This is a genomic window from Streptomyces sp. GL_148, from assembly GCF_057834205.1.
The window spans coordinates 8,624,633-8,649,769 of the sequence record NZ_CM174396.1 but is presented as its reverse complement, the minus strand read 5'-3'; the positions used below and the strand labels follow the sequence as shown (position 1 = coordinate 8,649,769).

Below are 25,137 nucleotides of genomic sequence, written 5' to 3'. Positions count from 1 at the left end.
CAGGCGGGCCAGGGAGCGGCAGGGTGCAGTTCAAGATCAAGTGGCAGAAGCCCGGCCTTGGTCGAGATCACTTGATCCGGGTCATGGTGGAGCAGATCCGCAGGGCGCGGAAGCTGAACCGGCGGGACGCGGGCTGGTGGCACCGGAAGCGGGAGTGGCGTGCCCGAGAGCGTCTGGCTGACCTGATGATGACCGGCGGCCCGGAGCTCGTGGGCGAGGCGGAACTGCGGCTCTGGAAGAGCCACGCGATGGTGGAGGTGCTCCTGGAATTCGCCAACAGCTCGGTGAAGAAGGACGACACCACGAAGGCGCTCAGCCGGATGGAGACGCTGCACACCGCTACGTACGAAAGCTGGCAGCAGGCCGGCAAGGCGCTGGCCGACGAACAGACCGCTAGCTGATCCGTGCGCGAGCCCCGTGCCCAGGGCCCCTGGACCGCCACCTCGCTCTGGGGGCCCCGGTAAAGGGCGGGTCGGCGAGCAACGTCAGCGTGCTGCGGTCACGCGCAGCTTCCGCACGCCGCCGACCCCGTTACAACCGCCGACAGGGCGCCACGTCGCGGCCGTCTGGCGGCCGAACTCGCCGCCCCCGGCCTCGCGGCTCCCCGCGCCGGGGAACGGGTACCCGAGGCTGTCCTGCAGCCCCAGAGGCGGGTGCTCGGCGCGGGCGTCGGCGCCTACGCCTACGCCTAAGGCGGGCCGGGTCGGTACTTCTCCTCTACCGCGTCCGGCGGCCAACCCAGCCGGTCCCACCAGGTCCCCGTGGGCTGCACGTCAGCCCACGCCGAGCCCATCATGCCCGGCCGTACCCCGGCCGCGAACCTCACCAGAAACCTCCCCACCGCAGGTCACGGGCCCACACTGGTCCTGACGACCTCCTCGGGCTCCTCTGGGACACCCGGAGCCCGGAACCTCCCCACGAAGCTCCCCAGCGCAGGTCAGCTTGTTCATTTATCCGGCCGGCGGGGCTTGGTGGCCTTCTTGTGATGGGCGGGTCTTGTGTACGCCTCGCCGGTTGCGAGGACCCGTCCCACGTCGTGACGGGTTGCCGAACGGCTGTTTCTTGAACCGAGTGGGCGGCCAGGGCCAGGTCGGGAGGGTTTGGGCGCACGCGCTGGCGTCGGGGTCTGAGCGTGGAGGTTTCTGAACCCGGTTCAGGCGGGGGTCGTGGTCACCCGCGCAGTGTGCCGACCGGCCTCGGCCATCCGGGCCGGTTCACCGGCGGTAGCAGTGGCTTAACCGCTCTGTTCTGGTGAGCTCAAACAACCAGCCTGGCCCTGCCGGCCAGGGCCAGAGCACTATCACCGCTGATAGCGGCCTGGTCCTACCCGCAGGGCCGGACCTGGGAGACTAGGGATCATGACCGACCGTCGACCGCTCTCGCTGCCCACCTTCTCCGAGCCCGCTTGCGACGCTCCCGTACCCGCCCAGGCGGGTGGGCGCCGGCTGATGCCGGTCGAGCAGGGCGCCGACTTCCGCCAGCCGCCCGGCGAGCCCGAGCCCGCACCCGCCCCGGCCCGACGTCCGCTCGCCCCCGGCGGCCTCACCTTCTCAGACCCCAACAGCCATATCTGAGCGCTACCACCACGGGTTGCGCCACATCCAGGACCAGCTCACCACCTAGCCCCACCACCCGGTGCCAGCGCCTCCACCTGCACAGCCGTCGTAGCCGGCCCGGCTCCCGCCTCGGCTACCGTGTTCCTCTACGGGGTGCCATAACGGATGTGATGCCCCCCACCGGAGGTAGTCAGCGTATGAGTTCAAAGCGCAGCAAGAATCTAGCCCTGCCCGTACTTGACGACGCATTTCGACTCGCGTCGGTCAAGGACGCCGAAGAGTCCACCCGTGACTTGGCCGCGCGGCTGGCCACCACCGAGCTGCGCCGCGTTTCCCACCCGGGCCGGGTCACCTGGGAGCCCACCGATCAAGCCGAGCCCGTACCGGTCCCGCCGACTGTGGTCGACGGTGACGGGGACCTGTGGCTGCGGGACCGGGGCACTGGCACCTGGACCATGCCCGAGTTCAACCCGAAGGAGTTCCCGGCCCGCTGCGGCGAGGTTCTGACGTGGAACCAGCTGGCCCGCGAGTTCGGCCCGCTGACCGCACTGGCCGACGACCGCCGCATCGGCGGCGGCCGGCGCTGACCCCGCGCAGCCCTCTGGGACGACCGCCCCCCTGAAGCGCCCGTAACGGGTAGCTGGGAGCCCCAGCTCACCGCCCAGCCCGACGACGGCGGCGAGCAGGTCAGCGTGGTGGTGGCGTGCGACGGCCTCCAGCAGCGTGGTGCGGGCCCGGCACCACCCGATGCCCTCGCGGCGGCCGGCCTCGATGGACCAGCCGGGCAGCGGTCGGCCTTCAGCTGCCGTGGTGAGCACGCGGCCCAGCTCGCCGATCGACCGCTGCCAATCGGCCAACAGCCCGAGCAGGCCCCGCACCAGCTCGGCGACGGCGGCCGGCACGCCGCGCCGTCCCCTCGACCTCCCACTCCCCCGTGGCCGCGCGGCCGCCGCCCTCCTCGAATTGGAGGACGACCAGGAACACCGTCATCTCACTGCTCCGTCAGCCGCCGCCGGTCCGGCCGTGATGCTCTGCGCGGTAGCGAGCCGCCGCTACCCAGTGGCAGTGACCTCGATGTTGCTCCAAGACCGCGTCCCCCGTACCAGCAGTCCGCCCTTCTCCAGCAGGGCCAGCTCGACGGACGAGATGCTCGAAAGGCCGGCCATCACCCCGATCTCCCGGAGCGTCGGGAAGCGTTGCCCTCCCACTGGGCACCACGGCTCTACAGGCCGATCCCGTACAGCGGGTCTGGTGGTCTGTGGCCCCGTCAGTACGTGGGGCAGAGGTTGGTCTGTACGGCGGCGAGGATGAAGGCGGCCTTGGTGGGGCCGAAGCCGTCCGGATGGTTGGGGCTGATGAAGCGCCGGTTCGTGGACTCGACACGCTTGGTCGGGTCCTTCTCGTCCTTCATGGACTGGCACTGACTCAGCCCGCGGCTGATGGCCTTGTCGTCCTTGCCGTTGACGATTTCGGGGTCGATCTTGTTGAGCGCGGCGAGGTAGATGGCGCGCTGCTCGGGGGCGGGGCTGGGCGGGATGCCGGCGGCTGCGGCTGCGGAGTTGAGCGCCTCGGGGGCGATGCTCGACTGCGATGCGGATGGCGAGGCGGCAACCTTGTCGTCGGGCTTGGGCTCGCTGGTGACGGCCTCGGAGCAGCCGGTGAGGGCGAGGAGGCCGGCGGCGGCGAGGAGGGTGATGGTGTGGTGTGGTGTGGTGTGTGCGCATAGCGTCATGGTGTCGGCGCCGGGACCGGTGTGGGTGGGCTGTGGCTGATCTGTGACGCGTGAAAGCCCCGCACGTTGGCGGGGCGCTGTGTCCGGGCACGTGGTTCCCCGCCGGGCACTACTTGAGCAGCAGGTACCCCCCTGGTTCTGATCACGAAGTCCGAACCATCACACGGCATCATGCAGGCATGATCACTATTCATCTGAAGTACGAGGTCGACCCTGACAAGCTTGAGGATTTCGAAGAATACGGTCGCCGCTGGGTCCGGCTCGTCAACCGTTTCGGCGGGACGCACCACGGCTACTTCCTGCCGAGTGAGGGCGACAGCGACATCGCCTACGCCCTCTTCTCTTTTCCCAGCCTGGCCGCGTACGAGCAGTACCGCACGGACAGCATGTCCGACGCGGAGTGCCAGGAAGCGTTCGAACTGGCTCGTGACACCCGCTGCATCAAGCGGTACGAGCGCCGCTTCCTCCGGCCGCTCGACGGCCTGTCCTAGTCCGCCGGGAGGTCCCCGGCGCGCCCCTGCCGCGCGGCGGTGCGCAGCGCTGCGATGACGGCTGTGATCGTCGGGGTCGCTGTCTCGGTGTGACGCCTCCTGCCGAACAGCGGGCCCAGGATCGGGCGATCCTCGATGGGCGCCGTCGGCCTAGAGCGAAGGCCAGGGGCCGGAAGCGGCTGTCGGCGGCAAGGTGGAACTTGGCTTCGGGCTCGCCGGCCTGGACCCTGTTTGCGTGCCCAGGCCGCGTGCTGGTGTGTTGTGCGACGTTCTGTATGAAAAGGAACGAGTGGCCTGGCGACAGCCACGGTGGAGACGTCCGTGTGAGAGGCCGGAGGCCTAGGGCGGACTTGGTGTGCGACGACACGGTGGACACCAAGAGCTGTACCGCGGCGGAGGCTATTGCGGTTGGGTCCACCGCTTGACGATGTGCGGTGCGGAGAACGGAGCGGGCCAGGTCTGTAGCCGGACCTCCTCGGTCGCCTCGGGCTCCTCGTCTGACTCGAGCCAGCGGATGGCAGCGGCGAGGTTTCGCCGAGAGGCTCGGGCTCGGGTCCAGCCGGCAGGCACGTCGAATCGCGCCGCGTCATCGAGGTAGTCGGTGCAGCCCATCACGATGAGCCGTCCCGAGGGCGTGTGGAGGCTCGCCTCGACGACGTGGTCGAAATCGTCGCTGTCGTCGTCCGGTTGATCTGCGAGGACACGGACACTGACCGCCACGGTGTCGTTGACGGCGGTGCCGATGGCCAGGGCATCCTCGATGACGCCGAGCCCGTCCAAGACGGTCTGTTCGGTCCACACGCCGCTGAAATCTCCTTCGGATTCCTGGTCCAGGACGTGGATCTGGAAGTAGTCCGCGAAGAGCTCAAGGTTGGTCGCCACGGAGGCATCATCCCTGCTGCCCGGGAACGGCAGCACGGCGGGGGTGAGGCTGTTCTCGACGAGGCCGCCGACCGGGTGATCCGAACATGAATACTGGCCCCTCTGGAGAGGTTCCGGCTGATCGTTGCAGGTCAGGCGGAGGCTGTCGGTGCTGATTGTGGACTCGGACGTGCTGTTGGTGGAGCGTCAGCCTCGGCAGGGTCGGCTGACGTGTCCGGCGTGTGGGGCGGTCCTGGCGCCGTGGGGTCATGGCCGGCCGGGACTCGAAGTGGCCCGACGGACCACTCCTCCAGCTCAGCCCGGCCGCATTCATCACGTTCCTCGCGCACACCCGCAGGTAGACCTCCCGAGTGGCGTGCTCGACTGCGGAAGCGGAGACCGCCCACCAGAGACCCACCGCTGCCCGGTACCGCGGCCCTCTCACGGCATGCAGGGCGGGAGGGCCGCGGCTAGCGGTCAGTCCGAGACGATGTCCACCGTGACCGATCCGTATGAGTAGGCGTGACGCGCGTCGCCGTAATAGTGCGCGGTGTACTGCACGGAGCCCTTCGCACGTGGCAGGTCGACGAAGCTAAAGGTGCCGTCGGCGGCCACTGGGGCAGTGCCGATGTGGGTGCCCTCGCCGAGCGAGGGGTCGTCGAGCCGTATGACGTCGACGGTGCTGTCCGCCGTGAGAGGGACCGGCGAGACCACACGGCCTGTCAGCGTCAGGTCGTGGTTGCGCGGTGAGGTGGCGGGTGCCGTGAGGGTGAGGCTGGTGGAGACCTGCGGCATGTCCAGGACCCGCAGCCCCACGGACGTGAGGTGGCCTGCGCCGATCTCGGTGACCGCGAAAAGACGCCCGCCGTCGGGCGCCCAGGCCAGGCCCGCCGAGCGGAGCCTGTCCTCGGGCGCGTACAACTCGTCCGAGGTCGCCGGGAGGTCCCAGTTCTTGAACGCCGCCGCCTCACCCGGCGTGAAGAGCGAGACGTCCGGCTGTCCGCCGCCGGCGTAGGTACCGGCGGCTATGGTGCCGTCCGGGGCGACGGCCACCGCGACGGGGTTGCCATCGACCGCGTACTGGCCCTGGTGAGTCAGGTCCGTGGCGCTGAACACCTGGTGCACGTCGGGCTCGGCGCAGGAGACGACCACCTGCCTCGCGTCCGGCGTCAGTGAGAGATCCTGCAGGCTGGAGCATCCCTCAGGGCCGGGACCCACCTTCTGCTCACGCCGCTCGGCCTGCCCGGAACCCACGTCGTACAGCGCGACGGCGACCGAGTTGCCGTCGGCCTCGGCGGCCACCAGGAGGTCCGGATCCGCCGGGGAGGCGACCAGGTGCGGGAAGCCGCCAAAATCGTCCATGACGTGGTCCAGGGTGACCGTCGGCTCGGCGTCCGAGAGGTCCACGGAGCCGAGCGCGCCCGTCCAGGTGTCCTTGGCATAGCCGAACCAGAGCTGGCCGCCAGCCGTCGCCAGCGAGGTAGGGCCGGCGTACACGCCCGCACCGGTGCCGGTGTCGAACCGCGCGGTCTCCCGCAGGGTGGCGGTGTCCACGGCAGCGATCGCCCCGGCATCCCGCAACGCCACATAGAGCGTCCCCGAGTCGGCGGAGAGGGCAAGCCCCCAGGCGCCGGCCGCACCGTCGATACGCTGTACGACCTGGCCCTGGTAGTCGGTCACCAGGACGCTGCCGCCGACCGGGTCGCTGAGGAAGACGTGCTGGTGGACGCCGTCGACCACGATGTCCTTATACGAGCTGATCGGCAGTGCGCCGCTGTTGGCGTCCGCGCTCGCGGCGGGTGCTCCGACACCCAGGAGCGACAGCCCCAGGACCGCGGTGAGCGCGGCCCGGCCCACTCGTCGTCGAGTCTTCATCTGTATGGTCCCCTTCTCTTCGCCCTACGCGGACCGTTTCCTCGCAGGGCGTGACGGACGGGGTGGTCGGGTCTCCCCGACCACGCGTCGTAACCATCAGGCTAGGAGCCACCACTGACACATCGTTGGCCTAGCTGTATTGCCCTACGACGTTGAGGTCGAGGTCGGCGTCACGAAGGACTTCCCCCTCGGGCGATGGGTGCACCAACAGCGCAAGGCCCTGCGCGCCGGCGAACTCGAGGAGAGGCGCAAGACCCTGCTGGACGCGCCGGAGGCCGGGATGGTCTGGGAGCCGGGCGAGGAGGCGTGGGAGAACAAGCTCGCCGCACTCCGGTCCTACCGGCGGGCAACCGGGCACCTCGCGCCGCGTCAGGACGCGATGTGGGGCGAGGGCGAGGCGATGGTGCCCATCGGGCAGCACATGGCGAACCTGCGCCGGAAAGGCGGCCTGGGCAAGGACCCGGAGCGGACGGCGAAGCGCGCGCAGCAGCTGACGGTGATCGCCCCGGACTGGGACTGCCCGTGGCAGCTGGACTGGCAGCAGCACTACCGCGTCCTGGCGGACCTTGTCGACGCCGACGGTGTCCTGTCGGCCATCGCACCAGGCGTGGTCTTTGGAGGACGACGTGGGCAAGTGGCGGTGGCGGCAGCAGGAACCGGGCACGTGGGCGCAGCTGTCGACCGAGCAGCGGGAGTGGTGTCCGCGGTGCCGTTCGTCTGCTCGACCACCCACCGCTTGGGCTGCGGGACGAACCCTTTGCCCTGGTCGGCGTGGTTGCGGCGGACGACCTCGACGCCGATGTCCAGCAGTGCGCCGTGAACGATGACCGCTTCCTTGAAGCCCTGGTCGACCAGGGCTTTCTCCAGGCGCATTCCGCACCGCTCGGCGGCCTGGTCGAGCAGGGCGATGCCGGCGGCGTTGTCGTGCGCCGAGGCAGCCATTACGACGACGCCGATGATCAGCCCCAGCACGTCGACGGCCAGTCCCCGCTTGCGCCCCGAGACCTTCTTGTTCGCGTCCAGCCCCGTCGTGGTCCTGGGGACACCCGCCGCAGCACGGACGGACTGGGTGTCGATGATCACGAGGGACGGGTCCTCTAATCGGCGGGCCTTCTCCCTCACCTGGCAGCGCAGGAGTTCCTGGATCCGCTGGTCAAGCCCGTCCTGGCGCCACAGGCCGAAGTAGTAGAACACCGCCGACCAGGCCGGGAAGTCATGTGGCAGGAATCGCCACTGACAGCCCGTCCGGTTCTGATAGAAGATCGCGTTCACGACCTCCCGGAGGTCGCAGGACCCGGGATCTCCGGTCGCCGACCGCGCCACCCTGTCCTGCTTCCAGGCCGTGATCATCGGCTCGATCAACGCCCACTGCTCGTCCGATAAGTCGCTGAGGTACGGCTCTCTCTTCACGCCCCGCATCTCAGCACGGACATGCTCACCAGGCGGCCCGGACGGCGATCAGTACCACGATCGAGCGATCACGAACCGAGGAAGGTCGGACTTAGACGTCATCTCATTTGGCCAGTCGGCGGTAGCAGATGAGGGTGCAGGCAAGGCTGGCGAAGGCGAGGAAGTGCTCGGCCTTGCGTTCGTAGCGGCGGTGGAGTCGTCGGCAGCCGGCGAGCCAGGACATGGTCCTTTCGATGACCCATCGGTGGCGGCCGAGCCGTTGTGAGGACTCGATGCCTCTGCGGGCGATGCGGTGTTTGATGCCGCGTCCGCGTAACCATCGTCGCAGGTGGGCGTAGTCGTAGCCCTTGTCCGCGTGGAGCTTGCCGGGCTTGCGTCGTCGGCGTCCGCGGCGTGAGCGGATGGGCGGTATGTCGCGGACGAGGGGCTCGAGGGCCTGGCTGTCGTGCAGGTTGGCGCCCGAGATTGCGACGGACAGGGGCAGACCGGTCCGCTCGGTGATCAAGTGGATCTTCGAGCCGTACTTGCCCCGATCGACAGGATTCGGACCTGTCAGATCCCCCTTTTCAAGGCCCTCATGTTCACCGAGTCGATCGCGCAGCGGGACCAGTCGAGCTCGCCGCGGGCGCCGAGTTCGTCGAGGACCAGGCGGTGGAGCTTTGCCCACACGCGGGCCTTGCTCCACTCGGAGAACCGTCGGTGGGCTGTCGCCCCCGAAGGGCCGAACGATGCCGTGGGCAGCTGCTGCCAGGTGCAACCCGACGTCGCGACGAACACGATCGCGGCCAGTACTTCACGGTCACCGTGCCGGCGCCGTCCACCGCCTTGGGGCCGCGACGGCGCCTCCGGCACCACCCGCTGGAACAGCACCCACAACTCGTCCGGCACCAGCCGCTCAACGATCCCCACCATGAACGAGAGCCTACCCCGCGAGGACCAAATGAGATGGCTTCTTAACGCCCACTCACAGCCGCAGCAAACTGGTGACCCGGAGCCAGGAGTGTCAGACCGCTGCGGCATGCTCGCCGGCATGAACGAAGACGCCTTCTGGCAGCTCATCGAGGACTGTAGGCCCACGGAACCTGACCCGGACGCCGAACTCCTTGCAGCCACGCTCACCGAGCGGCTTGCCCAGTCCCCGTTGTCGCTGGTCATCGGCTTTGCCGAACAACTGCCGTGGGGGCTCTACCGGCTGGACCGCAAGGAGTACGGACACGACTTGTCCGATGACGCCTTCCTCTACACCCGTGCCGCGGTCGTCGCCGCCGGCCGCACCGAGTTCGACAGCGTCCTCCAAGACCCTTCGGTCTTCACTCCTTACGCCACCGACCTCATCTGGGCCGAGCACCTGCTCTACACCCCGGACCGGGCATACAAACGAATCACCGGGGAGGAGTGGGATCGCGATACCCGCTACTCCTACGAATCCTGCTCCAATACCGAGGGCTGGACTGATTGAACGCCATGGCCTGCGGGTGGTGACGAACTCCAGCGTCGTTGATCGTCCTCACGGAATGTGTGCCAGAACCCGCTTGACATGAACAAAGCCACCCGTCGAGGTGGCTGGGTCGGCCCCCGCACCGTCAGGGACAGTGTGGGGGCCGTAGCCCCGTCGAGGTGGCCGGCTATTCCTCGTGGCGGTTGCGGAGCATCCAGCCTCCGCGGCCATCCTTTTGCATGTCGGCCCCCCTGTACGGGGCTGCGGTGGGGCGAGAGGGCCAGGTGTAGATTCCGGTGACCCGTACGTGGTCTGCGGCGACTTCGTAGGTAACGTTCAGCCGGTGCTTCGGGCCGGAGCGCCACACCCCGAGCTTGCCTGGTTTCTTTCCAGCGGCCTTGTCGAGAGCTTCGGTGATCTGGCGACGCTGTTTGGGCGCCAGGCCCTCAAAGGCGGCCTGAGTGGTTCCGGAGAACACGAGGGCCGCTATCACGCGGTGCCAGGGTTGGCGAGCATGGTGGTAGTGATCGCCTGTAGGACCGGGATCATGGTTGCCGGGTTGGTGGCGATTAGCTCGGAGAGGTCAGCGGCGAACCGCGGCCCTTTCTCTCGGGCCGTCCGCGCGTCTTCGTGATTGCCCTCGGCTTCCCATTTCTTGGCCAACATCTCGATACTCGTCAGGAGTTGGAGAGCCGTAGAAGTCGGGTTGTGTGGGTTGTTCATGCTTCCCCCTCGATGGTTCGGTCGTCCTGGTCCTGGTTGTCGTCGCCCCGGGCAGATCATCCCACCCGGAGCCATTCTCAGGAGTCAACTGCCCACAGGCCACGCACCGTTCCTTGCCGTGCCGGACCCCGACCCGACAGCCACACTGGCCGCACTCGCCCCGTTCGAGCGCCGGACCGCGGGGGCCGGCGGGGACGAGCGGGTCCTCCCCCGCCGGGCCCGGCACCCGGAGCCGCGGGCATGGGTCGGCCCCCGCTCCGAGGGCCGAGCAGGGGCCGGGGAACCAGCGGGCCGAGGGGGGCTAGTAGCCGTTGCGGCGGTTGTGGTTCGAGACCGACATGGCGTAGAGGACGTTCCCGATGCCAGCCGTGAACATGAACAGCACGAAGTGCACGCCAATGGACTGACTGCGGTACGGGGCCCGCCCCCACCCGCCCCCCGCGGCGGCACTGGCCGAGGACGCCGCCGAGTTATTGATGATGATGGGCGGCATAGGCTGGCCGTACTGCTGCGGGTACGGCTGGCCGTACTGCTGCTGCTGCGGGTACTGCTGCTGCGGGTACTGCTGCTGCTGGTAGCTCTGCTGCGCGTGGTACGGCTGGCCGGGGCCACCCTGGGTGTGCTGCTGCGGGACGTGCGGCGCCGCCGGGGGACGCGGCGGCACGGATGGCTTATCCAGCGGTACGGGGTTGTCCTGACTCATGTCTCCACCTGATGTGTTCCTGTCCGGACCGATCCGAACTAGCGGACTCTGCAACCCCGTTCGACCTCACGGCGGCAGGCGTGTGGTGGAAGCTCAACCACAAAGGCTGGATCAGGGGGCTTGCCGGGCTTCTGGTGGTCGTCGCACCGCTCGCCGTCCTGCTTCTGTACTCGGCCGCCGGGCTGCTGTGGGTCGTGCTGACCTCAGTCGGTCTGTGGGCGCTGGCCGTCACCGCGGGCAGCGCCGCTCTTGCCAAGGACACCGCGTCGAGCATGCCGGAGCACCCCGCCGTCCGGGCCGAGCGGCCCTTCGTGATGATGAATCCGCGCTCGGGCGGCGGAAAGGTCGGGAAGTTCCGCCTGGCGGAGCGGGCCAGGGCCCTGGGTGCCGAGGTCGTCGTGGTGGATCCGGCCCGGCGTCAGGACGTGGCCGAGCTGGCACGGCAGGCCGTCGAGGACTGGGCCGACCTGCTGGGTGTTGCAGGCGGCGACGGACGACACGGCCCGCACCATTCTGGAGATGCTGCCGGCTCTGCTGACGCAAGACAGCGGCTCGCGGCTGAGCGTCCGTGCGGATGCGCTGGTCCTGGACGGTCCCCAGGCCGTGCTGGTGAGCAACAACCCGTACGAGAAGGGTGACTCTGCGGGGCTCGGGCGCCGGGAGCGACTGGATTCCGGTGAACTGGGGGTGCTCGGCGTCGAAGTCTCGAGCGCGGCCGAAGCGGCGGGGCTGCTGCTGCACGGCAGGCAGGGCCGCGGGCTGACCGCCGTCACCACCCGCGAGGTCGTCGTCGACGCCGACGCTCCCGCCGTCCCGGTCGGTGTCGACGGGGAAGCCCTGGTGTTTTCCACTCCCATGCACTGCCGTATCGCGCCCGGCGCCCTGCGCGTGCGCGTGCCACGGCACCGTCCTGGCGTGCCGCGGGCCGCGGCCCCGTTGGATCACGATGACCGCCACGCGCACCGAACGGCCGGCAGACACAACGCGGTAAGCCTGGGCAGGTGGACTGACCGCCTTCGCCGCCGCCATGCTCGGGATCACCGGCCTCGTCGGGATCTTCCGCGGCATCATGGCGATCGCCATGGACGACGTCTTCCTCACCACTCCCAACTACGTCTTCACATTCGACCTGACCTCATGGGGCTGGATACACCTCGCCCTCGGCGTCATCGCACTCCTCGTGAGCTTCGGGCTGTTCCGGACGGCAACATGGGCCCGCGTGGCTGGCTTCGGCATAGCCGCGCTCGTCATCATCGCCAACTTCCTGTCCCTCCCCGACTACCCGGCCTGGTCGATCCTGATGATCGCCATGTCGGCCGGGCTCGTAGAGTTCCCAGGTGCCCTCGCGGTCATGCGCCAACCGTCGTCGAAGTGGAACTCCTGGCCGTCGAGCTTGGCCGTCTCCGCCTTCCCGCCAAGGCCCAGGGTCAGGGTCAGGGTCAGGGTCAGGGTCAGCATGATGCCGGCCCATTCCTTTCAGGTGTCCTGAAGGACGTCGGCACGCAGAGCACCGCGGCCTCCGAGACGGCCGCGAGCCCACGCCTGATCCGGATGAACACGGATGGATACCTGCTTCTGCAGAGGCCGGGCGGGCCGAAGGACTGCCGTCCGCCCCGCCCGGCCGTACCGCACGCTCGCGTGCCGCACCATCTCGTCGCCGCGTTTGCCGCTTCACTCAGCTCCGCCGCACCGGTTCTGCGGCGAGCACCCGAGGGTACGCGGGAGCGGCTCCTGCGCGCTCCGGCCGGCTGAGGGGCGAGGCCCGGTGGCTCCCCCGCGCGACACGAGTGAAGCTCGGCCATCCCGATTCGGGGTGGCCGGCCTTCGTGCGTTCTGGGCTGCTGTTCACCGGGAGGTCTGCCCCCGGCGGCCATTCGGTGGATTCGGCCCGCAGCGGCCCGCCGCGCCTTGCGACTCCGACCATGCCTCGTACGCTCGGTGGATGAACAGTCCGCCTGTCCAGCCCCGGGAAGGAGACCACGGAGAGCCGCGCGCGGTCGAGCGCACGGACTACGCGGGTGCTGTCTACGGATCCATGCTCGCCGCTTCGGTTGTGGCGACGGCGGGTGCCGTCGGTCAGTACCCGCGCGTACAGCTCACCGTCCTACTGATGGTCACCGGCCTGGTCTTCTGGTTGGCCCATGTGTACGCGCGGCTGGCCGGCGAGCGGATGGTCGGACAGAGGTTCAGTTGGCGGGAAGTCCGTCATGTCGCCAAGCACGAGTGGTCCATCGTGGAGGCGGCGATGCTCCCCGCGGCGGCGGTCCTGATCAGTCCGGCCCTGGGGTTGGAGCTGGCTGGGACGGCCTGGCTGGCCCTGGGCGTCGCCGTGACCCAGCAGGTCACCTGGGCGGTGGTGGGCTCGGTCCGGGCCGGCGCGAGTCGCCGCCAGGCGGCGGTCGAAGGGCTGGTCAACCTGGCTCTGGGCCTGGTGATCGTGGCTGCCAAGGCGGCGCTCGGGCACTGACCCGTTCGCCGGAGGCCGGACCGGCACGCGCCGCGCGGACGGGAGCCACGGCGGAGGCATCCGGTCCAGCTAGCGGTGTCCACTGCGAGGCGATAGACCTTGAACGGAGGGCTCTCGGCGGTCGGAGAGTCGCGATCCGGTCCCGGGAGGTGGCGTCCGTGATTCGAGCCGAAGGTTCCGTTCCGGTGAACGAGGTCGAGCAGGCTCTGCTGGATGCCCTGTTCACCCAGTCCCCGGTGCGGTGGGTCTGCACGTGATCGACACCGGGCTGCGGGTCGTCCGAATCAATACGGCCACGTCCGCCATGCAGGGCGTCCACGCGAAGGATCTCATCGGGCGCCGCTTCCCCGAGGCGTACGACCTGGTGGACCCGGGCGAGGCGGAGGTCCTCGTGCGGGGCGTGCTGGAGAGCGGCGTCCCCGTCCGGGACCATGTCGTTCGGGCCCGACCGCAGACGGACCTGGCCCACGAGCATCTGCACGCGGTCTCGGCCTTCCGACTGGCGGACCGGCAGGGCCGGGCGCTCGGGCTCGCCATCTCGGTGGTCAGCCCTCCTCCGGTCGCTCCACCAGCGTGGTGATGCTCTCGGCCAGGGGACGGCGGCCACTCAGTCTGCGAAGACACGGCTTACGCCCAGCTGACCGTCGTAGTACCAGGGGAGCGGTTCGTTTTGCGCTGTTTCGGCGTACACGTTGACGACGGACCGGGGCATCAGCTCTTGAGCCCGCCCATCCGGGGGCTCTGGTGTCGAAACGCCCTGTTCGTCGCGGCGTTGAGCTGTGTGCCAGCTCTCGCAAGAGCGCCACAGGTCTTTGGTCTCCGTGGCCTCCGCAGCTGATGAAATCGGGCAGACGTCGTTGGCACCCCACGCGTATTCCCGGAAACCGCCCTCCTCCAGAGTGTCCAGGGCCCGATAGGCCACGCCCTGAAGCCGTCCTGTCTGAGTGATCCACACATTGACACCAGCGCCCACGTCGCTCAGGCGTGACCTCCCAAGCGTGACCTTGAGCGTCTTCCCCGGTGCCGTCACCCGCTCACGCTGGAGGTCCCGGCCGCTCCCGAGCGGAAGATCTCGCAGCACGCCCTGAACCCGTACATCGACCCTACGTAGAGTCGGGGCTGGAGCACGGGTTCCCTCGTTGCAGGCTTCGGGAATCTACGAACCCGCGCGCTTGGGCCGGCACGAACGCCACGATCTCGATCGCCTTCGCCGTCGGCAGCGGAAGCGCGTCAAGGTCAGCGTCGGAGACCGGCACGATGGTGCCGACCGCCGTCTCGTAGCCGCGGGTGATGTCTCCCTGGTCCAGCTCCTGGCCGTCCAGACACCATGTCTTTCGCCCGGGATCCTCTGGGTTTCCTCACGTCGTTGCCCGCGCACGGTGGCTTGGTCCGGATCCGGTTGGGGCCGCAGTCGATGATCATGGTGTGTGATCCGGCGTTGACCCGGCAGGTTCTTCTCGACGACCGCACCTTCGACAAGGGAGGCCCGCTCTTCGACCGGGTCCGCGATGTCCTGGGTGACGGGCTGGGCACCTGTCCCCACTCGCGTCACCGGCGCAAGCGGCGACTGAGCCAGCCCTCCTTCCACCCCAGCCGGTTCCCGGCCTACGCCGCGCTGATGGGCGATGTGGTCGACGACGCGCTCCTGGGCTGGCAGGGAGCGCGGACCATCGATGTCATGCCGAAGGTCACGGAGATCGCCGTGCAGGCCTCGGTGAAGAGCATGTTCGCCACCACCCTGTCGCCGTCCGAGGTCATGGACTGCGGGGAGGACCTCACCGTCGTCCTGGAGGGCATCGTCCGCAGGATGCTCATGCCCGAGGCCCTGCGCCGGCAGCCGTTCCTGGGCAACCGACGCTACGAGGCCGCATACGCACGCCTGATCAGCACGGTCCTGTCCATCATCGACACGCGCCGGGTGGACGAAGCCGATCACGGTGACCTGCTGTCGTCGCTGCTGCAGGCGGTCGACCCAGTGAGCGGGCAGGAGGGGAGCCGGCTGAGCGATATCGAACTCGTCGACCAGGTCATCACCTTCTTCGCCGCCAGCGCGGAGGCGTCGGCCAGCCTGCTCGCCTGGTGCATGCACCTGCTGGCCCGACATCCCGAGGTGCAGGCTGCCGTGCGCCAGGAAGCGACCGATGTCCTGGCGGGGGCGCCGGCGCGGTTCGAGGACCTGGCACGCCTGGAACAGATCGACCGGGTGGTGACCGAAACCCTGCGCCTTCCGTCCGGAGGGAGGTCGAACTCCTCCAGCGTCACCCGCACCCGCCACGCGCTCACGATCAAGGCGCTAGTTACATGGTCAGTGACCGAGGGTGTACAAGGTGTGGTCCTGAAAGACCTCAACCAGAACTACCGGCCCGGCGCCCGCGGCTGGACCAAGGTCAGACGCAGAAACACCACCGAGGCGATCGTCGGCGCCATCACCGGCACCCTGACACACCCCCAACTCCTTCTCCTCGGCCGCCACAACGAGACCGGCCGCCTCCGCCTCGTCGGCCGCACCGTACTGCGCCCCGGCCGCGGCCCGCGAGCTCGCCAAGCAGCTCACTCCGGCCGGTCCCGGTCATCCGTGCACCGGCGCGAGCTTCTCCTCGGCCTGGGAACTCCTGGACGTGCTGCTCGACGGCCAAGCCGCTGGAGCGCGCAATGGCCGCGGCTGAGGAGCTCCGCGTGTGTGCTGCCCGCGCCGCAGCCCGATCGGAGGTTGGCTGAATCAGCCCACTCAGATTCGACGCCCACAGCCAGCCAGGCCCCAACTGGACCGAGCTTTACGGACAGATGGACCCCTGAACCCTCCGTACGGAACACACGTTCGAGATGAATGATGGCGATGGGCGCGTGCCAGCTTGGCACCAGGCACGCTCATCGAGCACGTGGCCGCGCTGCGGTGCGTCAATGCTGGCAGGACGGCTGGACGCGGAGCAGCTCGGTCCGCAGCACGGGTGTGCCGTCGACCGGTGTCGGGTCCTCCGCGGTCGGTTCGATGCCTCCGGCGGCGACTTTGTCGAGTGTCGTCAGGCCGTCGGCGCCGACCGTGCCGAACACCGTGTAGTTCGGTCGCAGCGCGGAGTCGCCGTAAACGACGAAGAACTGTGAACCGTTCGTGTCCGGACCGGCGTTGGCCATCGCCAGCAGGCCGCGCCCATAGAGGCGGCGCGCGCCGGTCGGATCGGTCGGTGCCGGCGGCAGGTCCACCGGCAGCTCGTCCTTGTACTTGTACCCGGGCCCGCCCTCACCGGTACCGGTCGGGTCGCCGCACTGCAGGACCTTCAGCGTTGGGTACGCCGTCAGACGGTGGCACACCGTACGGTCGTAGAACCCATGCCGTGCCAGGTGCAGGAAACTCTGGACCGTGCACGGTGCCTTGGCCCGGTCCAAGTGCAGCGGGAGCAGGCCCTGGCTGGTCGGAACAGCCATATCAACCGTGCCACGACTGGGGGTGCGCCGCGGGTCAGGCGGCAGCGGAACAGAGCGCGCCGGCGGCTCGTCCGGGGTCTGTGTGTACTGGCAAGGGCCGTGAGTCGTGCGCGGCGAAGCACCGTCGGAAGCGGTGGCGACACTCCCCCCGGACACGACTAACGCCACGGCCGCGAATGCGCTGATTAGTGCCCGTTCCATCTCGCACGCCCTCCCGATGATCGCCAAGTCCTGGAGCGGTCGCAGTCTAGGGCGTGGGTTTGGTCCGCGGGAATAGTTCAAGGCAGGAGGCTGGCCCGGCCGACCCCGAGGTCATCGCCCTCCACCTGACGTCCCTGCTCGACGGAGCCACTGGCACTGTAGGCGTCGGCCGCACCACTGGCTCCAGACGGCCCTCACGCGGCTCCGCCAGCCGCTTCCACACCGTCCGAACCGTCACCCCGGCAGCCTCCGCCATCACCCGCACATGCAACGACGACACCGACCCCGGCCCCTGATCCACCGCCAGCAACGAACGCACCACCACACCCCGCGCCAACCGGCCGTCCTCACCCATGCCCACCAGCACACCCCGACCCCGGCCAGCCGCACACCGGAACGGGCAACCCCACCATGACAGCCACCCACCCCCCTGCTATGCAGCCCATGGCAGCAGCCTGGTCACCCCATGACAGGCACTGCAGACCGCCACCTCGCCCTGAACCGACACCATGGAATGATCACGAGATGACCGCGACTCCGACCCCTACGAGGCCGAAGCTCAGTCTGAGGACGCGCCCCGGACGATCACCGACCCGGCGACCCCCGGAGCCCTAGACACCCCACACCCACAACAGGACCGGCAACCGACGCCACCGCGCGCCGCAGGGCCGCCCCGGCCCCGCGGCCGCTTCGGCATGCCCGCGAATCCATCGCACGCTCCGCTCGCCCTAGCGGTCAGTCGGCCTTGGCCGCCTCCTCGGCCCGCGCCCCCGTCGAGGCGAGCCGGTAGGAGTCGGCGCCCAAACGAGGTACCCCACCGGGGGACACCAGGACCTGGGGCGATTGCACAACGATAGATGTCCTTTGGTCGTGGCTATACGCGCACGGGGCCTATCCCGGCCCCCTCCGCGTCCGTTCCTCCCCCGCAGCGTCGGGATCGTCGGAACGTGGCCGGGCGGCGGGCGGCGGGTCGCCTTCCTCCCATTCTTCCTGCCCGGCGGGCGTCTCGCTCGTGCGTCGACCGGTGTCACCTCCCCGGTCCCGCCCAGTGTCCCGTCCCGTGTCCGGGCTGCCGCCGGCGGCGAAATTGGAGCGGGCGGAGGCCGCGCCGGCCTCGAACTCCGCGCTCGCGAGCCCTGCGGCGATGCCCGACATCACCCCGCTGGCGACCTCGACGGTCGCGTCGATCACGGTTTCCGCCACCTTCCCGGCGGTCTCCGCCAAGGACCCCATCGCCTGACCGAACTCGTCCATCGGACTGTCGCCGCCCGCGCCGCCTGCGCCGCCTGCGCCGGAGGCATCGGCGGCGCTGCCTTCGCGCGAGGCGGATTCGGGTCGTCCTGGCGGACCCTCCTGGGTTGCCGTGTCCCGCGGGTCGGCCTGCTCGGGCGGGCGGCTCCGCGAGGCGTCGGCCCCCTCCGAGGATCCCACCGGCGCTGTTCCGTCGGCCGTATTCGGCCGCTGTCCGGTGGCGTCGGTGGTGTTGGGGGCCGGAGCACCCTCGGAACGGGAGGGGGAGGAGGACGGAGACGACTCGCCGCGCTCCGTCTGGGCTTGCGCCGGTTCCTGCCGTGCGGCCGACGGCTCCCGCGGTGAGTCCGGTGCGCGCGTCGAGGACGGGTGGTCATCCGCGGGTACGCCGTCCTGCGTGCTCCGCGTACCTCCGTCCCGTACCGGCTGCCCTCCGGTCTCCGCCGGGGCTCCGCCGCCGGGCGGCCGGGTGGAATCCGCGGCCTGCCCGGACTGGGACTGCGGATCCCGCTCTCCCGAAGCGGGCTGCGCCCCCGGGGGGTCGGACGGCCGGTCTCCTGCCTTGGGATCCTGCGGGCGGGCCTCAACCGGCTTTTCCGGGGGTGCCGCATCGGGCTTCTGCGGGCGTTCCGCATCGGGGGCGTCCGGCCCCTTGCCTGCTTGGCGATCTTCCGGAGGGTCTGTTATCAGATCGTCGGTTACCAGATCGTCGTCGGCGGGCGGCTCCGACGGCGGTTCTCCGTCCTTGCCCTCCTGTGGCGTCTCCGGACCCGCCGCAGGGGTGTCGGCCGTCGGTGGCTCGCCCTGATCGGGTTCATCAGGCGTCTCGCCCGTCGGCCTGCCGGGTTCCGGGGTGGGCTGCGCCGTTCGTTCCGGGGCGGGCCCGGAGTCCGCGTCGCGCTGCGCGCCGGGCCCGTGATCCGCCCGGTCGGGCCCGGTCTCCGGCTGCCGTGGCCCGTCTGCGTCGGCGCTCGCGCTCGGCTTGTCCGTGTCCCACGACAGGTCCGACAGCTGGGTCGCCGTGCCGTCCGCCTCCTCCCGTTTTCCGGCGCCGCCCTCTTGGCTGCGGTCGGCGTCGTCGGGCTCCCGGTCCGGGCCTTCCCGCCGACCGTCGCCGCCGCTGTCGCCCGCAGCCTCCGCGCGGCTCCCCGGGTCCGCCCCCTTATCGGGACCGGGACCGCCGGTGGTCTCGGCGGGCGGAGGCGGTGGGGGGGATTCCGGGGCCCGACCGCTCTCTAGCGTCACCGGCCCTCCTCCCGCGCGAAGGCGAGGGGCGTGGCGGCAACCGCGTCTGCCGCGGTCCCGGTCCCAGTCCCGGTCCCGACCACGGCCACGGCCACGGCCACGGCACCCGACCTCACAACCCCCATCACGCCCCCGTTCGATGTTGCAGCATGGTCGCCCGCCATCGGGGCCCTGTCAGCCCCCGTGCACCGGAAGACGGCGGCTTGACGCGAAATCACCGTTCGCCGACCGGAGTCGGCGCCCCTCCGGCTCAGCTGTCGCGGAGGAACTCGGTTGCCTGGTGGCGCAAGGCCTCGGGTGCGTCGGACCAGGCGGGAGTGGCCATCAACTCGCGCAGCCTCACTTCCTTCACCTCCCGGGGCGCATCCGCGCGCAGACCCAGGTGGGACCAGACCCGCTCGAGGTCCTCGTACGGCAGGGGCCAGTGGGCGCCGGAGGCGACCTCGGTGGTGCCGGACGGGGCCGGGACGAACACTTCGTCGGCCGTGACCGCCGGAGTGATCTCGACGAGATCGAGTTCCAGCCGGGCGATGGCATCGCGAAAGAGCGTGCGGTACTGGGCGACGGTGGCGTCCGAGGGACGCTCCCCGTCGTGGAACAGGGCGAACACCCATCCCGCCTCGTTGATGCGGGAGAGGTCGAGGACGAGGCGCGTGCCGTTCTCGGGGTCTGTGAAGGAGCGGTGCGCAATGCTCGCCGCCGATCCGGGCCCCTCCGTTCGGGGCGTCTCCTCCAGCTGGAAGTTCTGCAGGAGCCACCGCAACCCATCGGGCGTCAACTCTCCCTGAGATAGCGCACGGAGCGCGGGCCAAAGCATGGCGGTTGTTCCCTTCTGCGGAGGATGCGTGCGGACTGGGTGAGCGTACGGCGCGTCCGGCTCACGGTTCTTCTTGTCCTGTGGTCTCGGCTGATGCCCGCGAGAGCGGCCGTCGGATGTAGTGGCCGTCGGGCGGGAAGGTCGCCGAGAGCCGAGCGGAGTGGTGGTCGGCCGCTTCGGCCATCATGCGCAACGCCTGGACGTGGGACTGAGTGAAGCGAACGGATCCGACGACTGCGGTGGCGACCGCTTTGGCCCGCTCGGCCGCGACCGCGAACTGGGCGATGGCGTCCCGAGGATCGGCCTGGGGGGTGTCCTCGGGATCGCTCTGGGAGGCGTCCTCGGGATCGGCCGGGAAGGGCAGCTCATTCCAGGCGTCGCGGAGCGCCGCGACCGCGGGGTGCAAGGACGACGAGGAAAGCTCCGACCCCATGTAGGTGGCGAGCCACTCCCGACCCCGGTCCCGCACCTCGCGCGCCCCCTGCTCCAGCTCGTGCACCGTCTGTGCCTCGTCGCCTCCGGGACCGTAAGGCTGCTCTTCGGGCCGGTGTGTGACCCAGTCCGTGGCGCGGAAGTGGGAGGAGAGGGGCCGGCCGATCCCTGCCGTGTCGAAAGGGCCGCTGGATTCGAAGACGCCCAGTGATATGGGTCGGCCCAGTTTCTCCTCCCAACGGACGGACCAGTCGTCCAAGGCCGGGCCGGCGCCGCGGACCGCCGCATCGTTGACGTAGCCGTGGCCGTCCATGAAGTCGCCCCCGTAGCGCTCGGTGTGTCGTTCCTTCCAGTGTTCTCGGGCCGCTCTGACCATGGCGGTGCTGTTGATGTCCAAGTCGATGTCGCTGGGCTTCGGGTCGATGCCCAGCCGCCACATCAGGTCGAAGGGGCGGCGTGCCGACGGGCCCTCTCTGTCGCCGACCCACTCCTGGAAGCGCTCCGACGTCTCGGAGCCGGCGACGAGGTCCTGCAGCTGAGGGACCGTCTTGTGGATACCGGAGTAGTAGTCGGCCCCGCTCCCCTTGATCCTTATGTCGACGGCCGAGGGGCCGATCCCGTCGCTGTCCAGGGCCGCCAGCATCTCCGTGCGAAAGTCTCGATAGAGCTCGGGGGTCATGCCCATGGGCGCCTCCCCGGTGACCAGCCACTTGATCTGAACGGGGTCGATGTGGAGGAAGTCGAGGTCGCGCTGGGTGATGGCATAGCCGGATTCGTCCCTCGGCCACCAGTCGGGGGCCGGCTCCGTACCGTCGAGGACCCGCAGGATCAGGTCGTCGAGCGGGACGTTGCGGTCGAGCTGGTGCTGGATCTGCAGGGGTTGCCACTGACGTGCGTCGGCGGCTTCCGCCCGGGCCGTGGGGTCCTCCGTCGCACGGTCGTTGGCGCCTGTGGCGAGGACCGGTGCTCCGAGAGCGACGCTGCTCGCGGCCGTCTGCTGCGCCGCGGGCGCCGGAGGTTCGCCCTGTGCGACACCGTCCAATGTGACGGGCCTGCCGCCGGGCAGCAGCACCCACTCCTTCTGCCCCAGGTAGCCGATGCCCGTCAGGGGGAGGGCGAGGATGTCGCGGGCGGGCGTACGGTCCACAAGGACGACGCCGCTCCCGCCGCGCTGATCCATCCATTCGGCCACGATCGAGCGATCGGCAGACCAGCTCGCCAGCGGCCGCTGACCGGCCTCCACGGCCTCACCGACCTCCTGCCCGGCCCAGTCCGGCGTCGGCGCTCCCTCCGCCCAGGTCAGCGCCCGGTAGGAGAGCACCTCGGTGACACCCCGCTCGGCGAGGGTCTCCTGGGTGAGGTCGTACTGGCTGCGCAGGAAGTCGTGCAGCGCGCCCTTGTTGTAGAGCAGTTCGAGGCCGACGGCGTCCCCTGTCTTCGCGTCCAGTTTCCATTCCAGGACCGCGGTCAGACCGAACTCCTCGCGGGTGGCCTCCTGTAGCGCCAGCACCCTCACGTTGTTGTTGGACCCGTACGACCATGAGCCCATCAGCTCGCTGACGGCGATCATGCGGACCAGACGGTTGCCCTGCGGGGTGTCGAGGCGCACCACACGGTCGTCGGCGTGGTCCGGGTTCGCTTCGACGAGTTCGTCGACGTGCAGGACTTCGGCGCCCATGGACGGGTACTGCGCGTTGTGCGGTACGAGTACGTAGCGGCTGTCGCCCAGACGGTGCGCCATGTCGTTGCCGATGTGCAGGCTCATGGCAGCAAGGACAAGTTCGGGCGTGGTGGACGTCATGCGGTCGGCGAGGGCCTGGATCGCGATGGTCTTGGCCTCCGGGGTGTCCGTGATCCGGCCGTCGTCCGTCAGGAGCGCCTCGCCCACGCGCTGGAACTCCACCCGCGCCGGCGAGTCGGGGGGAGGGGGCGGCAGGTGGTGATCGGCGCTGTCCGTGCGCTCCCGCTCGGCCTGGACCTCCGTGGTGCCTTGGGCCGGAGTGGGCTCCTCCACCCCGTCCGGCGCCTGCTCCGCGGGTTGGAACTCCCCCACGGCCGCGACGTTCGTGCCGGCGGTGACCCGGGGGGTCAAGTCCGGGGTGGGGGCGTCCGGGGTGGGCGCCTGCGTGTCGACGGTGAGGGAGGCAATGGTGTCGGGTTCGTCGGCGTCTTCTTCCGTGGCGTCGGCGTCTACGTCTGTGGCGTCGGCGTCTACGTCTGTGGCGTCGGTCGGATCGGTCGAGTCGGCGCCGTCCTCCCGTTCGGGGTCGCCCGCCACGGGCGGTACCGGATCCCGATCGTCCACGTCGAAGTCCATCGCGAAGATCAGGACCCGGGTGTCCGCCTCCTCGGACTCCTCTGACTCCTCTGACTCCTCCGGCTCCGCCGTGTCGCCGGGGCCTCGTAACCCGGTGCTGTCCTGAGGGGATCCGTCGTGCGTCTCGGTGGTGTCGTCCCGATCGACGACGACACCCGGCGACGCGCTGTCGTCCCAGCCGTCGCTGTGGTCCCGGCCGTCGGTGGCGTCCCGCCCATCACCGGCGTCCCGCCCGGAGTCGGAGGTGCCGGTCCCCTCGGTGGCGTCGGAATCGCGGTCCTCCGGCGCACTCTGCGGAACCCCCTTGCCCTCGGCCCGTACCGTCTCGCCGGCCGTCTCGGTGGCCGTCTCCGCGGCCGCTCCGGTACGGCGGCCGACATCCCCTGCGGTGGATATGTCGCCCTCGTCGGGCAGCTGTGGCGCGGGTGGTGGGGTACCCGGTTCGGGCGGGCGGGCGGCCTGGTCCGAGGCACCTGTCATGAGCGTGGCTCCTTTCCGCGGGCGCATTCGATGGCGACGCGTTCCGCGGCCTCCTCCACCAGCGCGTCCACCAGTTGCCCCGGGGCGCAGGCCAGTCGAAAGGCGCGCCCGATGTGTTCCTGGGTGGTGCCCCCCGTCACCGCGGTCACCGCTTCGCAGAGGCCGCTGCGCACGACATCGCCGACCCGGCCGTGGGCGCGGTCGGGCCCGTATTGGGCCAGGGCGCGGACCTGTCGGCGATGGTCGGCTCCCGAGGTCCCGGTCAGGACGATCCCGCGGGCCTCCCACTCCGCCGCATGGCGCGGGTAGTCGTGCGGTCCCTCAGGCCGTTCCTCACGAGCCAGGTGGATGACTTCGAGGACGTCCCGGAAGCGGTAGTTGGCGTACGTGAAACGTCGGCGGTCCTCTGTCGGCGGCTGCGTGTCGAACAGACGGGCCGTCAGTACGGCGTGCAGACGCGCGCCGAAGTCCGCCGGGTCGACCTCCCCGCGCATCAGGGGCTCGCGGGCCGCGACGGCCCGCTCCACCGCGTAGACGAGGGCACACTCCAGGTCGCGTTCGGCCAAGGCCGTCAGGGTGCCCCGTACGGTGGGCGAGGGACTGGGCGGGGGCATTCCCATGGCCTGCGCCGTGGCGGCCGCCTCGACCCAGAGCAGGTGCAGCGGTGCGAGGGAGCGGTGGTGGGCGTCGTTCATCGTGCGCAGGGTGCAGGGACTGCTGAGGCACGAGGCGCCGCAGAGCGGGCTGCGGCTGCCCAGAAGGGGTGGTTCGGTACAGACCCCGTCGGTACCCTCGTCCCCTTCGCCGTGCGGGACGGCGGCCAGCACCGGCCGGTCCATGCCGTCGGCGGCCACGGCCGCGCGCCCGGGGCGGAGCGCGACCACGCTCTCGCTCTGCTCGGGCTGGAGGTTCATGGTCGCGCCCACGGACCGGCGGTCGTCCTCCGCGGGCAGCCGGTGCATGACCTTCAGCGCACTGTTCTTGATCACATCGGGCAGGATCTTGCTCGGGATCTGCTCGACGATGACCACGCCCTCCCCGTAGGCGCGGATCTCGGCCAACAGCGAAGCGAACAGTTCGACGGCGGCGGCCGCCGGACCCGACTCGACGTTCTTCAGCAACCGGTGGGCCTCCTCGACCACCAGGACGTGGCGCAGCGGTACCCCGCCCCCGCTGTGGTGCACGCGCAGGTGCTCCACGATGCGGATCAGGACGGCGCCGATCAGGAACGCCTTGTCCTGGTCGTTGGTGATGGTCTCCAGCTCCAGGACGACGTTTCCGGCCAGGAGTTCGGCGACGTCAAGCGGGTGACCGCCCTGGAAGAACCTTCCGGGAGTGCCTTCCCTCAGGGATCCGATGCGTACGTCCACGAAACCACGGACGTCCGCCGTGACCTCCCGCCCGTATCCGATCGTCTCGACCACCCGCTGGGCGGTGCTCTGCAGGTCCGCCAGGGTCGGATACTGCGCGGCGCGCGGGACGTCCGGTTCGTCCAGGAGGAACTTGGGCTTGTTGGCCGGGCGCGGCTCCCCCGTGACGAGGTCCCAGCCGGCAGCCGTGTAGCACTGGGTCAGGGCCCGTGCGAGCACCTGCGGGAAGGGTTCGTGGCCCTCGAAGGCAGCAAGGAACAGGGCCCGTACGAGGTCCACGTGGCTCTGGAGTGCGAACCCCGGCTCCGGCTCCAGGGGGTTCAGGGAGGCCGGGGCTACGTCCAC

General features: G+C 69.8%; 25 protein-coding genes and 2 pseudogenes. 13 read left to right on the top strand and 14 right to left on the bottom strand.

Features of this window, described 5'->3' with window-relative positions; genetic code table 11:
- Positions 1–23: 23 nt before the first annotated feature.
- From AC3IYI_RS39015 to AC3IYI_RS39005, 3 genes are all read left to right on the top strand, one after another.
- A complete protein-coding gene (locus AC3IYI_RS39015) occupies positions 24–401 on the top strand; it encodes a hypothetical protein (RefSeq protein WP_489408165.1) in 378 nt (125 codons plus the stop codon).
- Between the two features lie 957 nt (positions 402–1,358).
- The gene (locus tag AC3IYI_RS39010) at positions 1,359–1,574 is read left to right on the top strand and encodes a hypothetical protein (RefSeq protein ID WP_489408164.1); all 216 of its coding nucleotides are present in this window, start codon (positions 1,359–1,361) and stop codon (positions 1,572–1,574) included.
- A 179-nt stretch (positions 1,575–1,753) separates the two neighbouring features.
- Positions 1,754–2,143: a hypothetical protein gene (locus AC3IYI_RS39005; protein WP_489408163.1), complete on the top strand. Its 390-nt coding sequence runs from the start codon at positions 1,754–1,756 to the stop codon at positions 2,141–2,143.
- Between the two features lie 680 nt (positions 2,144–2,823).
- Here the strand turns inward: AC3IYI_RS39005 and AC3IYI_RS39000 are convergent.
- Positions 2,824–3,288, bottom strand: coding sequence for a DUF732 domain-containing protein (locus AC3IYI_RS39000; protein WP_489408162.1), 465 nt, complete (start codon positions 3,286–3,288; stop codon positions 2,824–2,826).
- A gap of 179 nt (positions 3,289–3,467) precedes the next feature.
- Between AC3IYI_RS39000 and AC3IYI_RS38995 the strand changes: the two genes are divergently transcribed.
- A complete protein-coding gene (locus tag AC3IYI_RS38995) occupies positions 3,468–3,779 on the top strand; it encodes an NIPSNAP family protein (RefSeq protein ID WP_489408161.1) in 312 nt (103 codons plus the stop codon).
- A 399-nt stretch (positions 3,780–4,178) separates the two neighbouring features.
- Here AC3IYI_RS38995 and AC3IYI_RS38990 read toward each other — a convergent pair whose 3' ends face one another.
- A complete protein-coding gene (locus AC3IYI_RS38990) occupies positions 4,179–4,661 on the bottom strand; it encodes a hypothetical protein (RefSeq protein ID WP_489408160.1) in 483 nt (160 codons plus the stop codon).
- Positions 4,662–4,909: 248 nt separating this feature from the next.
- On the opposite strand from AC3IYI_RS38990, the gene AC3IYI_RS38985 reads away from it, so the two are divergent.
- Positions 4,910–5,002, top strand: coding sequence for a DUF397 domain-containing protein (locus tag AC3IYI_RS38985; RefSeq protein WP_489408159.1), 93 nt, complete (start codon positions 4,910–4,912; stop codon positions 5,000–5,002).
- 115 nt (positions 5,003–5,117) lie between these two features.
- Here the strand turns inward: AC3IYI_RS38985 and AC3IYI_RS38980 are convergent, their stop codons facing one another.
- Positions 5,118–6,515, bottom strand: a complete 1,398-nt coding sequence (locus AC3IYI_RS38980; protein WP_489408158.1) for a hypothetical protein — start codon at positions 6,513–6,515, stop codon at positions 5,118–5,120.
- Between the two features lie 199 nt (positions 6,516–6,714).
- On the opposite strand from AC3IYI_RS38980, the pseudogene AC3IYI_RS38975 reads away from it, so the two are divergent.
- Positions 6,715–6,972, top strand: a pseudogene (locus AC3IYI_RS38975) (helicase associated domain-containing protein); the annotation flags it as partial.
- A gap of 89 nt (positions 6,973–7,061) precedes the next feature.
- Here the strand turns inward: AC3IYI_RS38975 and AC3IYI_RS38970 are convergent.
- Both AC3IYI_RS38970 and AC3IYI_RS38965 read right to left on the bottom strand, forming a co-directional pair.
- Entirely contained in the window at positions 7,062–7,925 is an 864-nt protein-coding gene (locus AC3IYI_RS38970; protein ID WP_489408157.1) for an IS5 family transposase, read from the bottom strand.
- Positions 7,926–8,028: 103 nt separating this feature from the next.
- Positions 8,029–8,837 (bottom strand): IS5 family transposase gene (locus AC3IYI_RS38965; protein WP_489408156.1). Its coding sequence is split into 2 segments (ribosomal slippage): positions 8,029–8,489 and positions 8,489–8,837, totalling 810 coding nucleotides; the frame shifts between segments, so codons are not numbered across the junction.
- Positions 8,838–8,955: 118 nt separating this feature from the next.
- Here AC3IYI_RS38965 and AC3IYI_RS38960 point away from each other — a divergent pair.
- Complete coding sequence (locus AC3IYI_RS38960; protein WP_489408155.1) at positions 8,956–9,384, top strand: DUF4240 domain-containing protein; 429 nt, start codon at positions 8,956–8,958, stop codon at positions 9,382–9,384.
- A gap of 166 nt (positions 9,385–9,550) precedes the next feature.
- On the opposite strand, the gene AC3IYI_RS38955 is transcribed toward AC3IYI_RS38960, so the two are convergent.
- The 3 genes from AC3IYI_RS38955 to AC3IYI_RS38945 all read right to left on the bottom strand — a co-directional run bounded on the left by AC3IYI_RS38955 (position 9,551) and on the right by AC3IYI_RS38945 (position 10,789).
- The gene (locus tag AC3IYI_RS38955; RefSeq protein ID WP_489408154.1) at positions 9,551–9,841 is read right to left on the bottom strand and encodes a hypothetical protein; all 291 of its coding nucleotides are present in this window, start codon (positions 9,839–9,841) and stop codon (positions 9,551–9,553) included.
- Positions 9,842–9,852: 11 nt separating this feature from the next.
- Complete coding sequence (locus tag AC3IYI_RS38950; protein ID WP_489408153.1) at positions 9,853–10,086, bottom strand: hypothetical protein; 234 nt, start codon at positions 10,084–10,086, stop codon at positions 9,853–9,855.
- 301 nt (positions 10,087–10,387) lie between these two features.
- The gene (locus AC3IYI_RS38945; protein WP_489408152.1) at positions 10,388–10,789 is read right to left on the bottom strand and encodes a hypothetical protein; all 402 of its coding nucleotides are present in this window, start codon (positions 10,787–10,789) and stop codon (positions 10,388–10,390) included.
- Between the two features lie 272 nt (positions 10,790–11,061).
- Between AC3IYI_RS38945 and AC3IYI_RS38940 the strand changes: the two are divergent.
- The 4 genes and pseudogenes from AC3IYI_RS38940 to AC3IYI_RS38925 all read left to right on the top strand — a co-directional run.
- Positions 11,062–11,731, top strand: a pseudogene (locus tag AC3IYI_RS38940) (diacylglycerol/lipid kinase family protein); the annotation flags it as partial.
- A 64-nt stretch (positions 11,732–11,795) separates the two neighbouring features.
- Positions 11,796–12,278: a DUF7144 family membrane protein gene (locus AC3IYI_RS38935; RefSeq protein ID WP_489411821.1), complete on the top strand. Its 483-nt coding sequence runs from the start codon at positions 11,796–11,798 to the stop codon at positions 12,276–12,278.
- Positions 12,279–12,731: 453 nt separating this feature from the next.
- Positions 12,732–13,256, top strand: a complete 525-nt coding sequence (locus AC3IYI_RS38930) for a hypothetical protein (RefSeq protein WP_489408151.1) — start codon at positions 12,732–12,734, stop codon at positions 13,254–13,256.
- 253 nt (positions 13,257–13,509) lie between these two features.
- Entirely contained in the window at positions 13,510–13,836 is a 327-nt protein-coding gene (locus AC3IYI_RS38925; protein ID WP_489408150.1) for a PAS domain-containing protein, read from the top strand.
- Positions 13,837–14,359: 523 nt separating this feature from the next.
- Here the strand turns inward: AC3IYI_RS38925 and AC3IYI_RS38920 are convergent.
- A complete protein-coding gene (locus tag AC3IYI_RS38920; RefSeq protein ID WP_489411820.1) occupies positions 14,360–14,515 on the bottom strand; it encodes a hypothetical protein in 156 nt (51 codons plus the stop codon).
- Between the two features lie 68 nt (positions 14,516–14,583).
- Here AC3IYI_RS38920 and AC3IYI_RS38915 point away from each other — a divergent pair, with 68 nt between their 5' ends.
- Entirely contained in the window at positions 14,584–16,083 is a 1,500-nt protein-coding gene (locus AC3IYI_RS38915; protein ID WP_489408149.1) for a cytochrome P450, read from the top strand.
- Positions 16,084–16,154: 71 nt separating this feature from the next.
- Here the strand turns inward: AC3IYI_RS38915 and AC3IYI_RS38910 are convergent, their stop codons facing one another.
- Both AC3IYI_RS38910 and AC3IYI_RS38905 read right to left on the bottom strand, forming a co-directional pair.
- Positions 16,155–16,679 (bottom strand): peptidylprolyl isomerase, encoded by a 525-nt coding sequence (locus tag AC3IYI_RS38910; RefSeq protein WP_489408148.1) that lies wholly within the window; start codon positions 16,677–16,679, stop codon positions 16,155–16,157.
- Positions 16,680–17,615: 936 nt separating this feature from the next.
- Positions 17,616–17,729 (bottom strand): ATPase, encoded by a 114-nt coding sequence (locus AC3IYI_RS38905; protein WP_489408147.1) that lies wholly within the window; start codon positions 17,727–17,729, stop codon positions 17,616–17,618.
- Positions 17,730–17,940: 211 nt separating this feature from the next.
- Here AC3IYI_RS38905 and AC3IYI_RS38900 point away from each other — a divergent pair, with 211 nt between their 5' ends.
- Positions 17,941–18,120 (top strand): hypothetical protein, encoded by a 180-nt coding sequence (locus tag AC3IYI_RS38900; RefSeq protein WP_489408146.1) that lies wholly within the window; start codon positions 17,941–17,943, stop codon positions 18,118–18,120.
- A gap of 1,506 nt (positions 18,121–19,626) precedes the next feature.
- Here AC3IYI_RS38900 and AC3IYI_RS38895 read toward each other — a convergent pair.
- The 3 genes from AC3IYI_RS38895 to AC3IYI_RS38885 all read right to left on the bottom strand — a co-directional run bounded on the left by AC3IYI_RS38895 (position 19,627) and on the right by AC3IYI_RS38885 (position 25,137).
- Positions 19,627–20,139, bottom strand: coding sequence for a hypothetical protein (locus AC3IYI_RS38895; protein WP_489408145.1), 513 nt, complete (start codon positions 20,137–20,139; stop codon positions 19,627–19,629).
- A gap of 115 nt (positions 20,140–20,254) precedes the next feature.
- Positions 20,255–23,422, bottom strand: coding sequence for a hypothetical protein (locus AC3IYI_RS38890; protein ID WP_489408144.1), 3,168 nt, complete (start codon positions 23,420–23,422; stop codon positions 20,255–20,257).
- Positions 23,419–25,137: an ATP-binding protein gene (locus AC3IYI_RS38885; protein WP_489408143.1), complete on the bottom strand. Its 1,719-nt coding sequence runs from the start codon at positions 25,135–25,137 to the stop codon at positions 23,419–23,421. The genes AC3IYI_RS38890 and AC3IYI_RS38885 overlap by 4 nt, the downstream gene beginning before the upstream one ends.

Excerpts from the sequence above, each read along its gene's own strand:
- AC3IYI_RS39010 (WP_489408164.1), top strand. The coding sequence starts at position 1,359 with ATGACCGACCGTCGACCGCTCTCGCTGCCCACCTTCTCCGAGCCCGCT.
- AC3IYI_RS39005 (WP_489408163.1), top strand. The coding sequence starts at position 1,754 with ATGAGTTCAAAGCGCAGCAAGAATCTAGCCCTGCCCGTACTTGACGAC.
- AC3IYI_RS39000 (WP_489408162.1), bottom strand. The coding sequence starts at position 3,288 with ATGACGCTATGCGCACACACCACACCACACCACACCATCACCCTCCTC.
- AC3IYI_RS38995 (WP_489408161.1), top strand. The coding sequence starts at position 3,468 with ATGATCACTATTCATCTGAAGTACGAGGTCGACCCTGACAAGCTTGAG.
- AC3IYI_RS38985 (WP_489408159.1), top strand. The coding sequence starts at position 4,910 with ATGGCCGGCCGGGACTCGAAGTGGCCCGACGGACCACTCCTCCAGCTC.
- AC3IYI_RS38980 (WP_489408158.1), bottom strand. The coding sequence starts at position 6,515 with ATGAAGACTCGACGACGAGTGGGCCGGGCCGCGCTCACCGCGGTCCTG.
- AC3IYI_RS38960 (WP_489408155.1), top strand. The coding sequence starts at position 8,956 with ATGAACGAAGACGCCTTCTGGCAGCTCATCGAGGACTGTAGGCCCACG.
- AC3IYI_RS38950 (WP_489408153.1), bottom strand. The coding sequence starts at position 10,086 with ATGAACAACCCACACAACCCGACTTCTACGGCTCTCCAACTCCTGACG.
- AC3IYI_RS38945 (WP_489408152.1), bottom strand. The coding sequence starts at position 10,789 with ATGAGTCAGGACAACCCCGTACCGCTGGATAAGCCATCCGTGCCGCCG.
- AC3IYI_RS38930 (WP_489408151.1), top strand. The coding sequence starts at position 12,732 with ATGAACAGTCCGCCTGTCCAGCCCCGGGAAGGAGACCACGGAGAGCCG.
- AC3IYI_RS38915 (WP_489408149.1), top strand. The coding sequence starts at position 14,584 with ATGTCTTTCGCCCGGGATCCTCTGGGTTTCCTCACGTCGTTGCCCGCG.
- AC3IYI_RS38910 (WP_489408148.1), bottom strand. The coding sequence starts at position 16,679 with ATGGCTGTTCCGACCAGCCAGGGCCTGCTCCCGCTGCACTTGGACCGG.
- AC3IYI_RS38890 (WP_489408144.1), bottom strand. The coding sequence starts at position 23,422 with ATGACAGGTGCCTCGGACCAGGCCGCCCGCCCGCCCGAACCGGGTACC.